The sequence below is a fragment of the Aurantibacter crassamenti genome (genome assembly GCF_016811105.1).
Classification (GTDB): Bacteria; Bacteroidota; Bacteroidia; order Flavobacteriales; family Flavobacteriaceae; genus Aurantibacter_A; species Aurantibacter_A crassamenti.
In genome coordinates this window covers 730,151-742,757 of record NZ_JAFBGM010000002.1, presented here as the reverse complement: position 1 = coordinate 742,757, position 12,607 = coordinate 730,151, and the positions used below count along the sequence as shown (strand labels likewise).

Below are 12,607 nucleotides of genomic sequence, written 5' to 3'. Positions count from 1 at the left end.
AGATATTACCATGTATCTCGTGACTTGATATTTTCGGAACAAAGTCTTATAATTTCGGTAATTCGTTTTTCTTTGGTTGCTTCTCGTTTCGCCTGATTTAGCCAATATAAATAACTCTTTTGCTGACTTCGAGAAAAATTATTATAGTTCGAAAATGCAACAGGGTTTTTATCAAACGCATTTTGAAGCTCTTTAGGTATCACGCCGTTTTCAACATCATCTAAAGCAGTCCAAGAACCATTTTCTTTTGCAATTTTTATTGTTGCTAATCCGCTTTTATGCATTAACTTTTTAGCTTTAAGATCCTTAATATGTTCTTTATTTAATTTGCTCCAAACACTTTTTGCCTTTCTTTGACAGAAATATTGCCGACGTTTACCATCGCCCAGACTTTTCACTGTGCTGTCAATCCACCCGTAGCAAAGTGCAACTCTGACAGCTTCTTCCCAGCGCATGCTTTCATTTTCATGATCAATTTTATAAAAGATCAAATAAATACCTTCTGTTTGAGTGTGATTTTCATGAAGCCACACTTGAAATTCAGATGAATTTTTAAAATAGTATTCTTGTGAATTACCCATTAATCGGTAGAATTTTATCCATAAACTCTAAAAATAGTATATATTTTTCTGCTAATTTGGTAAAAAAGGTGAAGATGCCTTACTTTTAAAAATTATACAAAAACAAATCAACTTAAATTATGCGAAAAATACTTTTAGTACTTATACTAGTATTTGGTTTATTCATTTCATCATGTGGAAATAAACGTGATGGTAATCCCAAAATATTGGTTTTCTCAAAAACTATGGGATATAAACATGCTTCTATACCAACCGGTGTAGCTGCAGTTCAAAAATTAGGTCTAGAAAATGGAATTGAAGTAGATACAACCAAAAATGCAGACTTATTTACTGAAGAAAATTTAAAGCAATATTCTGCGATAGTTTTTTTGAGTACCACATTAAATGTGCTTGATCATAAACAAGAAGCTGCCTTTGAACGCTATATTCAAGCAGGCGGTGGTTATGTAGGTATTCATGCTGCTACTGATACTGAGTATGATTGGGGTTGGTATAATAAGTTAGTTGGCGCCCAATTTTTAAGTCACCCTGCTGGCACACCTGAAGCTGATTTTATAATTAAAGACAATAGCTTTATTGCGACCAAACATTTTACTGATTCAGTTTGGCATCGTGCAGATGAAATTTATAATTATAAAAATATAAATCCGGATGTAAATGTGCTGATGACGGTAGATGAATCTACCTATGAAGGTGGCAAAAATGGTGATAATCATCCTTTTGCTTGGTACCATGACTTTGATGGTGGTAGAGCTTTTTATACGGGTGCTGGTCATACCGAAGAAACTTATTCTGAAGAACTATTCTTGAAGCATATTTTAGGTGGTATACAATATGCAATAGGTGATAATCTTATTTTAGATTATAGTAAAGCTACATCGCAGCTACCACCAGATATTGATCGTTTTTCTAAGGTTGTACTAGCCGAAGGTGATTTTTTTGAACCTATTGAAATGACAGTGCTTGCGAATAATGATGTATTAATTGGTCAACGAAGAGGGGAAATTGTTAGATACAATGCTGAAACCAAAGAAGTAACTGAAATTGCAAAATTAGATGTGTACCATAAAACCTTAAATACCCCTGGCGTAAATGCAGAAGAAGGGCTACTAGGCTTACAAAAGGACCCAAATTTTGCGACAAATAATTGGATATATGTGTATTATGCACCTGCAGGCGATTTGTGGGTTAATAGACTTTCGAGATTTAAATATATTGATGGTGCTATTGATTTAGCTTCAGAACAGAAAATTTTAGATGTAAAATCAGATCGTGAAATTTGCTGTCATACCGGTGGTTCAATAGCTTTTGGAGGCGATGGTTTATTATATCTTTCTACTGGTGATAATGCCACTCCATTTAATGAGAAAGGAGAAAAGTATATTAATAATGGTTATGCACCATTAAATGATATTCCTGGTCATGAGCAATATGATGCGCGGCGTTCTTCAGCTAACACGAATGACTTAAGAGGTAAAATTCTTCGGATAAAAATTAATGAAGATGGTAGTTATGATATTCCGGAAGGAAATCTTTTTGCTTTAGGAACCGATAAAACTAGACCAGAAATTTATACTATGGGACATAGAAATCCATACAGAATTTCTGTTGACCCTAAAAATAATCATTTGTTTTGGGGTGAAGTAGGGCCTGATGCTAGAGGTGATTCGTTAGACACTAGAGGGCCTAAAGGATATGATGAAATGAACCTTGCATTAAAAGCAGGTAATTTTGGTTGGCCGTTATTTATTGGTGACAACTATCCATATCGCGCTTATGATTATGGAACAGGAGAATCTGGTGAGGCCTTTGATCCACTAAAACCTATTAACGATTCAAAAAACAATACGGGTTTACGTGAGTTGCCACCAGCTAAGCCTGCTTATATATACTATCCGTATGATGAAAGTAAATTGTTTCCACAGACGGGAACAGGCGGTAGAAATGCCATGGCCGGCCCAACCTATTATTCCGATATGTATGAAAATGGCGGTGGATTACCTTCATATTACGATGGCAAAACTATAATTTATGAGTGGATTCGTGGGTGGATGATGGCGGTTACGCTTTTTGACGATGGCACCTTTAATAAAATGGAACCATTTGCTTCAGACATCAAGGTTAATAGCTTAATAGATGTTGAAATGTCACCTGATGGACGTATGTATTTATTAGAATATGGTAGTGGTTGGTTTTCTGCAAATGAAAACGCTGCATTAAGTTTTATTGATTATAACGCAGGCAATCGTCCTCCAGTAATAAATAAAGTAGCTGTAGACCATACTTCAGGTAAACTTCCATTAACAGTCAATGCAAGTGTTGAAGCAATGGACAAAGAGGGAGATGCAATTACATATCTATGGGATTTAGGAAATGGCGAAACCAAAGAAACAAATGAACCTAATATTCAGTACACATTTAAGGAAGCCGGAGATTTTAAAATTTCTGTTGAAGCTAAAGACGATAAAGGGGAAGTTGCAAAAAGTGCATTGACTTCAGTTGTAGCAGGTAATTCAAGACCTGTTGTAAGTATTGAAATTGAAGGTGACGCTTCATTTTATGAGCCCGGCCAAAAAATAAAATATGAGGTTACCGTTACGGACGCTGAGGGTAATGCTATTAATAAAGACAATATTTTTGTATCCGTTGATTATTTAGAAGGATTGGATAAAGCAACAATGTCGCTTGGACACCAACAAGTGTCTGCTGCTGTAACTGGTAAAGCGCTTACCCAAGCTATGGACTGCAAAACTTGTCATAAAGAGGCTGAAGCATCTATCGGACCTAAATATTTAGATATTGCAAAAAAGTATAAAGATGTGAAAAGAGCTATGACTTATTTGCAAAATAAAATTAAAAAAGGTGGTTCTGGCGTATGGGGTGAGGTTTCGATGCCAGCGCATCCAAATATTACTTCTGATGAAACGAGACAGATAGGAACCTATATAATGTCATTAAATGGTACTTCGAATAGAAAACCATCATTGCCAGCAAAAGGCGCTATAACGGCAGAAGCTAATGATTCAGGGGAATTAATGGTAATAACCGCAAGTTATACTGATAATGGAACAGAAGGTACTATACCGTTAACGGGCTCTAAATCGGTAGCTTTATCTAGAAAAAAATAGTACTATTATTATACTTAGTTTAAAAACTAAGCCGAATTAAAAAAGCATCCGTCAATTGACGGATGCTTTTTTTTATAAGATTGTTACTGAATTATATTCTCAATTTTCACATAACTACTAGTGTTTAAATCATTCATTGCATTGATAAGGTTGAAACCCAAATATTTTGATAAATCGTGAAGGCCAATGTCAATTGCTATTATTTTTTTTTCTTTTAATAGTCGAGCTCTACAGGTGCCTTTTAAAAGTGGAGTAGAAGGGGTAAACCATTTTTCTCCATCGGTGAAAACTATATTTGCATAGGATGCATCCGTAACTTTTTCATTTTTTAAAATGAGTATGTCATCACAATCAGCTTTGTGTTGTACAAGTTGGTTTAAGGGTTCTCGATCGGCATACTTAAGTTCATAATCTAGACTATTAGCTCGTACTAGTTTAAGCGTGTTAATTTGCCGTGAACTATATTTTTCCAACTCATATTTTTTGTTTCTATCACTATACGAAACCCGTAATTTATAACAACCCGACGAATATTTTTCTAATAACTTAAAACCTTCAATAACACTATCGGTTGGTTTTAGGCCATACAGTTCGTTAAATGAATATTCGTAACGTTCTTGATGCCATTCGAGGTTTTGAATTGCTCCGTCTAATACGCATATGGTTTCAATTAGTGGGTACATGAATTTTATTTATAAGTTCTTGATATTCTTCATCTGCATTACTCAATGCAGTTATACCTCCACCACTTCTATACCACAACGTATTATCATCTTTCTCAATGAAACGAATGCTTACAGCGCTATCAATATTTTTCCCATCAAATATGCCGAATACGCCTGTGTAATAACCACGGTTATTCATTTCTACGGAATTGATGATTTCTATTGTTTTCGTTTTTGGCGCTCCACAAATTGATCCGGCCGGTAGTAATTTCAACAAAAGGTCACTGAAATTGTTCTCCCAATTATCTGGTAATTTTCCTCTAATCTCAGAACTTGTTTGTAGAATTTCATTTTGATGCGATTTTATTTTTTCTACATATCTGAATTTAGTTACTGTAACTTCTGTTGCTACCATAGATAAATCATTTCTGATTAAATCTACAATGGTATTGTGTTCTCTAATTTCTTTCTGACTGTTTAATAAAATACATTCTGCATCTGGTAGGTTTGCATCTATTGTGCCTTTCATGGGGTATGAATAAATATAACCGTCTTTGATTTTAACAAAACACTCAGGTGAATACACTACAAATTTATCTTTACGAAACAGTTTGTAAGGTGCTCTTGCAGAATAAAAAATATCTTCTAATGTAGCTGGAGTTTCTATTTCAGAAGGAAAGGTAAGGTTCAATAAAAATGAGTTGCCTTTGTTGATGTTTACTTGTACTTCATCAAATGCTTTATCATATATTTTTTGGGATAATGGATTTATTTTTAATTGAATATCATTCAATTGAATCGATTTTTTTGAACCATTTGTTTTTCCTTTTATGTCAAACAAAAAACCTTCTTTTTCAAGCGTATCAATAGAATAAACTAATGGATTTTGCATGTCAAAATCGATGATAAAAACAAAAGGCGTGGCTGACGACATATAGTCGCTAATACGTTCTCTAAATTTATTTACGTTATTTTGGGAGGTATTGATGATGATTACATTTTAGTTTACCAATTTCGATTCAATATAGAAATTAGGATCAATTTTTAAATTTGATACATCACCATTTATTTCTTCAGAACTCCATTTTGTGGTTGGGTGAATCCATTGTGAAGTGCCTTCTGAAAGTATTCTTATAGGCATATTAAAACCTTCTACAACATTCGAATATTTAGTTTGAATTGTATTACCTTCTATTTTATATTCCAGTAATGGTAATTTATTGGTGCGTAAATATTGATCAAAGAATTTTGATAAATCGATACCCGACTTTTCACTGATATAATTTTCAATTTGTGCCGTAGTTACCGTTTGATGATAAAAATCCTTATTCATACCACGTAGTATCTCACGCCATTTTTCATCATCATCTACCAATTGCCGAATGGTATGAATTAAATTTGCGCCTTTAGGGTACATGTCATTACTACCACGCATATTCACATTGTACTTTCCAATAATTGGGGCGTCATTTTTTATATTACCGCGAATACCAATAACATATTCTTCGGCAGCTTTTTTACCAAAATGATAGTCTACATAGAGGCTTTCAGAATAGGTTGTAAAACTCTCATGAATCCACATATCAGCAATATCTTTATAGGTGATATTATTAGCAAACCATTCGTGGCCTGCCTCATGTATAAGTATATAATCAAATTCTAACCCCCAACCTGTACCAGATAAATCGCGCCCTAAATAACCGTTATTATATTTGTTTCCATAAGTTACCGAGCTTTGATGCTCCATACCTAAATATGGGACTTCAACTAACTTAAAACTGTCTTCATAAAAAGGGTAGGGGCCAAACCAATATTCAAAAGCTGCCATTAACATTGGCGACTGTTTAAATTGTTTCTTCGCTTTTTCTAAATTGTCACGAAGTACATAATAGTCCATATCTAAAGTGCCTTTTTCGCCGTAAAATTGTTCTCCAAAATGAACATAATCTCCAATATTTACATTGACGCCATAGTTGTTAATAGGATTGTCGACGAACCAATGATAAGTTTTGGTGCTACCATTATCATCAACTTTTCGCAAACGCCCATTTGAAACATTCATCAAATTTTTAGGAACCGTAACACTAATTAGCATGCTATCAACTTCGTCATACATATGGTCTTTATTAGGCCACCAGACACTAGCACCCAAACCTTGACAAGATGTAGCGACAAAATGTTTTCCATTCTCGTCTTTTTTCCAAGAAAAACCACCATCCCAAGGAGCCCTAACAGCCACTTTCGGTTTACCAGAATAATGAACAATTACTTCATTAAACATGTCCTTATTCTGTTTCTTTTTTAAATGAACGAAATGCGCATTACCCTTTGAAGTTACCTTTAAAACTTTACCATCTTGTGTAACTTTATCAATTTTTAGCGGTGGCTGTAAATCGAATTGAAGAAGATTTTTTTTATTTTCTAAAACCTTATAACGGATTGTATTGGATCCAGAGATAAATTTCTTATCTGGGTTTACCTCAAGATTTAAATGATAATAATTTAAATCCCACCAAGCACGTTCTGGAGTGATACTACCTCGTAATGTATCTTGCTCTGTAAATTCTTGTGCCGTACAAATTGTAGACATAATTAAAGCGAGAACTGTAAATAATAAATGTGAGTTTTTTTTCATTTAATTTTGATATAAATCACACGTAATTTTAATATTTTTAATTGGTATTAAAAACAGACTAAAGTAATGAAATATGGTGTTATTGGTGTGTATGACATTTTGTTGTCACTTACTATATTCTATACTTTATAAGCAATAACGATGCCAATATTTATGCATTTATACTCGGAATATTTACTATTTCATTGGTGTCGGCACTGTAATCAATCTCATCAAAATTAAACCCAAAGAGATTAAAAAATTCAGTTCTATATCCCTCTAAATCTCCAATTGATGAAAGTGATTCGGTAGTAGCTTGTTCCCATAACTTAGTAACTTTTTCTTGAATGTCAGATCGCATTTCCCAATCGTCAATTCGAATTCTACCCTCAGAATCTGTTGGTGTTTTATCAATAAATAATCGTTCTGAATAGAGTCTGTGTATTTGCTCAATACATCCTTCTTGAACTCCATTTTCCTTCATGACCTTGTACAATAAAGAAATGTATAATGGTATCACTGGTATAGCTGAACTTGATTGTGTCACGAGCGCTTTATTAACAGAAACATATGCTTGTCCGTTTAAATCTTTGAGTGAATCAGTGATGGTGAATGCTGTTTGTTCTAGATGGTCTTTTGCTTTGCCAATGGTTCCTTTTCTGTAGACTGGTTCTGTAAGTTTTGGACCAATATATGAGTAGGCAATAGTCTTAAAATTTGGCGAAAGCAGATTGTTTTTCTTCAATTCATTTATCCACATTTCCCAATCTTCACCACCCATTACGGCCACTGTATTTGAGATATCATCTTCGGTGCTCGGCTCTATACTTATCTCTTTTATTTCACCAGTATGAAAATCTACTGTTTTGTTGGTATATGTTTTGCCTATTGGCTTTAATGTTGATTTATAACGAATACCTGTGTCAGGATGCGTTCTAACAGGTGAAGCCAAACTGTAAACAACCATATCAATTTGACCTAGGTCTTTTTTGATAAGTTCTATTGTTTCGTTCTTTATTTCATGTGAAAATGCATCTCCATTTATACTTTTAGCATATAAACCTTCATTATGGGCAGCCTTTTCAAAAGCTGCAGTATTATACCAACCCGATGATGCAGTTCTACCCGCTGCTGGTGGTTTTTCAAAAAATACGCCAATAGTGGAGGCGTCTGAACCAAAAGCACTTGTGATTCTTGAAGCCAAACCAAACCCTGTTGATGCACCTATGATCAGAACATTTTTTGCTCCATCAATTTTATCTTTTGATTTTATATAGTCAATTTGATTTGCCACACCCTTGGCACAACCATCAGGATGTGAAGTGATACAGATAAATCCGCGAGTTCTAGGTTCTATTATCATTTAGTAGTCTTAATTTATAATTTAAAAGGTCAAAGCTAAAAGTTTAATTGCATCTATTTATACTTTCGCAAAAGCTTTTAACAATACACGAACTTTTTCAGTATTCTCTACAAAATATTTTGCTGAAGTTTTTTGTCGGCCAACTTTTACGGTTACCGTACTTTCTGGCAGTTCTTGAAACATAAATTCATCTGTCCAATCATCACCAATTGCAAAAACAAAATCATAGTCGGCCTCACCTAACATGCGCATTGATGCACGGCCTTTATTGACATTACTGCTTTTAACTTCCATAACTTTATTACCGTTAAGTACGCTGAGATCATCTGTGCCAATTAAACTTGTAAGTACTGTAGTAAGTTCAGTAGCACGTAAACTACCAAAATCAGGATCTGTCTTACGGTAGTGCCAAGCTAGTGAATAGTTTTTTTCTTCTATAAAACTGCCTGGCGTACGATCAACAAAAGATTCAAGTACGGGACGTATTTTTTCCATCCAATCATTTTTCACATTTTCTAGAAGTTTAAATTCTTCGCCTTTTCTCGAAATCCATACACCATGCTCAACAATCATATTGTATTTTTTATGTAAAAACCATTTGGTAAAAGTGTCTTTATCACGACCGCTGATAAGAAAAAGTTCTGTGCCTTCTTGATTATGCAAGGTGTCTAATAATTCATATAATTCTTCATCAGGGCTTGCCTTTTGCGGGTCATTATGAAAGCCAGCTAACGTACCATCATAATCTAAAAATAATAGGCGTTTTTTCGATTTTGAATAATTCTCTACAATTGATGTTAATCGTAAATCAGTAATTCGGGCAGAAACATTTGCTGCTTCTCTATCACGTTGAGCTTCTAATGAAGTCATAAAATCATTAGCCCATCTTTCTACATTATATCGTTCAAGACGTTCTTGCAATTGTCCGTTTCGCGCTTGCTGTTCTTCTATAGGCATATTAATTGCCTCATTAATGGCATCGGCAATTTGTTCAAAATTATTCGGATTTATCAATAATGATTCATTCATTTCATTTGCAGAACCAGCCATTTCACTTAAAATAAGTACGCCTGTTTTATCTGTTCGTGTTGCTATATATTCTTTGGCAACTAAATTCATACCATCACGTAGTGGGGTTAACCAAGCTATATCACTAGAGGTGTAAAGGTCGATGAGGTTTTCAAAAGGCATTGATCTATAGAAATACCAAATTGGTGTCCAACTTACTGTTGAGAATTCACCATTAATACGGCCAACTAACTCATCTATTTCACGTTTTAAAAGTTGGTATTGAGGTACATTTGAGCGAGACGGTACTGCCAAAATTATCAAACGTACCTTTTCTTTGTACTGCGGATATTTATTTAAGAAATATTCAAAAGCATTCAAGCGTTTTGCAATTCCTTTCGAATAATCTAAACGGTCAATTGATAGTAAAAATTTACTATCAGGATCTGATGTCTTATGTGAATTAAGCCTTTTTTGTAATTCAGAAAGTTCATCAGGACTACGATTTTCATGCTCTTCAGCAGCACCTCTAAACTTCTTATAATCGATTCCCATCGGAAATGAATCAACCTTGATGATTCTATTATCCAAATAAATATCATTAAAACTTACCTCAAGTCCGAGTAACCTTCTTACCGAACTTAGAAAATGCCTTTCGTAATCATAAATATGGAATCCAATTAAATCTGAGCCTAATAATCCACGTAAAACTTCTTCACGCCAAGGCATTGTTCTAAATATTTCAAACGAAGGAAACGGAATGTGTAAAAAGAAACCAATTGAAATGTTCGGTCTTTTTTCACGAACCATTTGCGGTACTAACATTAATTGATAATCATGAATCCAAATGGTATCATCATCACCGGCTTTTTCTAATATTGCATCTGCAAATTTTTGATTTACTGCTTTATAGGTGTTCCAGCTATCGAGTTCAAATTCGGAATACTCTAAAAAATAATGAAATAATGGCCAAATGGTTCTGTTACTAAATCCGTAATAAAAGCCATCAACTTCTTGGGCTGTTAGTCTCACTTTTGATGAGCCATGTTTTGCAAGTGCTACGTCAATATCATCAGAAAGTTCTTCCGGAATTTCTTCATCTGTCAATCCACTCCAACCAATCCAAAGACTATCTCCACTTGAATGTACAGATTTCATTCCAGTAGCCAATCCGCCAACACTTGGCACTGCAGTGATGCCACCATTGCTAATTTGTAGTTGAACTGGTAGTCTATTTGAGATTATGATAGTTTTACTCATATTTTAGAAGATTTTGACTGCTATTAAATTCTTTGTCTTTAAATTTCGACAAATTGAAGCGCAAAAGCAATTGTTAAACAGATTGAATCAATATTTTTATTGAATGGATAATTTAGACTACGGAATTATAGGAAATTGTAGAAGTGCGGCCTTAGTGTCGAAAACAGGAAGTATCGATTGGTGTTGTTTGCCAGAATTTGATTCTTCTTCAGTTTTAGCAAAATTGTTAGATGAAGAAATTGGCGGAAGCTTTGAAATTTTAGTTGATGAAAGCTATACGATTACACAACGATATAAAAAGCATACAGCTTTATTAATAACGCGATTTTCTGATGGAGAAAATGCATTTGAGATTCGTGATTTTATGCCACGTTACCATAATGAAGATGGTAGTTATCATTCTCCACCTGAATTAGTTAGATATGTGCGACTTGTTTCAGGTAGACCTAAATTTAGAGTAAAGTATGATCCTAAATTAGAGTATGCAGCAGGTGTAACCGAAACATTTATAAAACATAACTTCATTGCCAGTTTAACTCATGGCGATAAGTTTGATACTGTTTTTCTGTACACATCATTTAATAAAAATGCAGTTGTAGAAGGCCGAGAAATTGAAATTAAGAAAGATGGCTATTTCTTAATGGGCTACAATGAGAAAATATTTTTACCAAATACAAAACGTATGTATCTTGAATTAGAACGTACGAAAGTATATTGGTTGAATTGGAGCAGTACTACACCTACCTATAAAAAATATAATGCTGAAATAAGTAGAAGTGCCATCACACTTAAATTGTTAAGTTATGATAAATCAGGAGCTATATTAGCAGCTGCTACAACATCATTACCAGAAACAATTGGAGAAGTTCGAAACTGGGATTATCGTTTTTGCTGGATTCGTGATGCATCAATGGTGGTGAAAGTTGTTTCAGAATTAGGACATAAAAATGTAGCGCGAAGATATTTGCAATTTATTATTGATTTGATTCCGGATAAGGATGAAAAATTGCAAATCATGTACGGTATTAATAAGGAAAAGAAGTTAACCGAAGTAACTCTTGATCACTTGTCTGGTTACAAAGGTTCAAAGCCGGTTCGAGTTGGTAATGCTGCTTATGCGCAAAAACAAAATGATATCTATGGTATTTTGATGGATGTTATTTATACGCAATTGATGCAATTTAATACTGATATTGAAAATGGAGAAGAACTATGGAGTATTACTAAAGGTATTGTTTGGATAGTTTCGAAACACTGGCAAGAGGCAGATAAAGGTATTTGGGAGTTTCGAACAGAAGACCGCCATTTCACCTTTTCAAAAGTTTTATGTTGGGTGGCTGTAGATAGAGCTATTAAAGTAGCTCGTATCTTTAAGAAGACTAGAAAATTAGAAAAGTGGCAAGCCCTTGAGCAACAGATTAGAGAAGACATTCATGAAAATGCATGGAACCCGAAAGTAAATGCTTTTGTACAATCATACGGGTCAGACCATCTTGATGCCTCAGTTTTATTAATGCAATCATATGGATTTATACCCGCAAAAGATCCAAAATTTGTTAGTACCGTAAAGGCTATTGAAAAAGATTTAAATAATAACGGACTGCTATATAGATATAAAAATGAAGATGATTTTGGGTTGCCTTCCTCATCCTTTACAATTTGTACATTTTGGTTTATAAATAGTTTATTTAAAATTGGTGAAGAGGAAAAAGCTCGAAAGTACTTTGATCAATTATTAAGTTATAGTAATCATTTAGGGCTTTTTAGTGAAGATGTAGATTTTAAAACGAAAAGACTTTTAGGGAATTTTCCACAAGCGTATTCTCACTTAGCATTAATAGAGTGTGCAATAAATTTCTCTAATAAAGATTCTGAAGAATCAATTTTGGAGTCAATGCGTGAATAAAGATATTCTTAAATTGCTGATTTTTAGATTATTAATTGTTTGTAATTGGAGTTGATCTTTAAGGCGAATTTCATCTAGAATT

Annotated in this window: 8 protein-coding genes; 2 read left to right on the top strand and 6 right to left on the bottom strand. The window is 34.0% G+C overall.

Translation table 11 applies throughout. From position 1 onward, the window contains the following. Positions 1-5 precede the first annotated feature (5 nt). On the bottom strand, positions 6-581 hold the full coding sequence (locus JQC67_RS15850) for a YdeI/OmpD-associated family protein (protein ID WP_203253896.1): 576 nt from the start codon (positions 579-581) through the stop codon (positions 6-8). 119 nt (positions 582-700) lie between these two features. Here JQC67_RS15850 and JQC67_RS15845 point away from each other — a divergent pair, with 119 nt between their 5' ends. After that, on the top strand, positions 701-3,709 hold the full coding sequence (locus JQC67_RS15845; RefSeq protein ID WP_203253895.1) for a ThuA domain-containing protein: 3,009 nt from the start codon (positions 701-703) through the stop codon (positions 3,707-3,709). 83 nt (positions 3,710-3,792) lie between these two features. Here JQC67_RS15845 and JQC67_RS15840 read toward each other — a convergent pair whose 3' ends face one another. The 5 genes from JQC67_RS15840 to JQC67_RS15820 all read right to left on the bottom strand — a co-directional run bounded on the left by JQC67_RS15840 (position 3,793) and on the right by JQC67_RS15820 (position 10,619). After that, positions 3,793-4,392 carry an aminotransferase class IV gene (locus JQC67_RS15840; RefSeq protein WP_203253894.1) on the bottom strand — a complete coding sequence of 200 codons (600 nt, stop codon included), beginning with the start codon at positions 4,390-4,392 and terminating at the stop codon, positions 3,793-3,795. Continuing rightward, positions 4,376-5,308: an aminodeoxychorismate synthase component I gene (locus tag JQC67_RS15835; RefSeq protein WP_203253893.1), complete on the bottom strand. Its 933-nt coding sequence runs from the start codon at positions 5,306-5,308 to the stop codon at positions 4,376-4,378. Before JQC67_RS15835 ends, JQC67_RS15840 begins: the two co-directional genes overlap by 17 nt. A 66-nt stretch (positions 5,309-5,374) precedes the next feature. Further along, positions 5,375-7,009 carry a M1 family metallopeptidase gene (locus JQC67_RS15830; protein WP_203253892.1) on the bottom strand — a complete coding sequence of 545 codons (1,635 nt, stop codon included), beginning with the start codon at positions 7,007-7,009 and terminating at the stop codon, positions 5,375-5,377. A gap of 151 nt (positions 7,010-7,160) precedes the next feature. Further along, the gene (fabV, locus tag JQC67_RS15825) at positions 7,161-8,351 is read right to left on the bottom strand and encodes an enoyl-ACP reductase FabV (protein WP_203253891.1); all 1,191 of its coding nucleotides are present in this window, start codon (positions 8,349-8,351) and stop codon (positions 7,161-7,163) included. A 57-nt stretch (positions 8,352-8,408) separates the two neighbouring features. Continuing rightward, complete coding sequence (locus JQC67_RS15820; RefSeq protein WP_203253890.1) at positions 8,409-10,619, bottom strand: bifunctional alpha,alpha-trehalose-phosphate synthase (UDP-forming)/trehalose-phosphatase; 2,211 nt, start codon at positions 10,617-10,619, stop codon at positions 8,409-8,411. A 103-nt stretch (positions 10,620-10,722) separates the two neighbouring features. On the opposite strand from JQC67_RS15820, the gene JQC67_RS15815 reads away from it, so the two are divergent. Beyond that, positions 10,723-12,525, top strand: a complete 1,803-nt coding sequence (locus tag JQC67_RS15815) for a glycoside hydrolase family 15 protein (RefSeq protein WP_203253889.1) — start codon at positions 10,723-10,725, stop codon at positions 12,523-12,525. Positions 12,526-12,607 lie beyond the last annotated feature (82 nt).

Excerpts from the sequence above, each read along its gene's own strand:
- JQC67_RS15850 (WP_203253896.1), bottom strand. The coding sequence starts at position 581 with ATGGGTAATTCACAAGAATACTATTTTAAAAATTCATCTGAATTTCAA.
- JQC67_RS15845 (WP_203253895.1), top strand. The coding sequence starts at position 701 with ATGCGAAAAATACTTTTAGTACTTATACTAGTATTTGGTTTATTCATT.
- JQC67_RS15840 (WP_203253894.1), bottom strand. The coding sequence starts at position 4,392 with ATGTACCCACTAATTGAAACCATATGCGTATTAGACGGAGCAATTCAA.
- JQC67_RS15835 (WP_203253893.1), bottom strand. The coding sequence starts at position 5,308 with ATGTCGTCAGCCACGCCTTTTGTTTTTATCATCGATTTTGACATGCAA.
- JQC67_RS15830 (WP_203253892.1), bottom strand. The coding sequence starts at position 7,009 with ATGAAAAAAAACTCACATTTATTATTTACAGTTCTCGCTTTAATTATG.
- fabV (WP_203253891.1), bottom strand. The coding sequence starts at position 8,351 with ATGATAATAGAACCTAGAACTCGCGGATTTATCTGTATCACTTCACAT.
- JQC67_RS15820 (WP_203253890.1), bottom strand. The coding sequence starts at position 10,619 with ATGAGTAAAACTATCATAATCTCAAATAGACTACCAGTTCAACTACAA.
- JQC67_RS15815 (WP_203253889.1), top strand. The coding sequence starts at position 10,723 with ATGGATAATTTAGACTACGGAATTATAGGAAATTGTAGAAGTGCGGCC.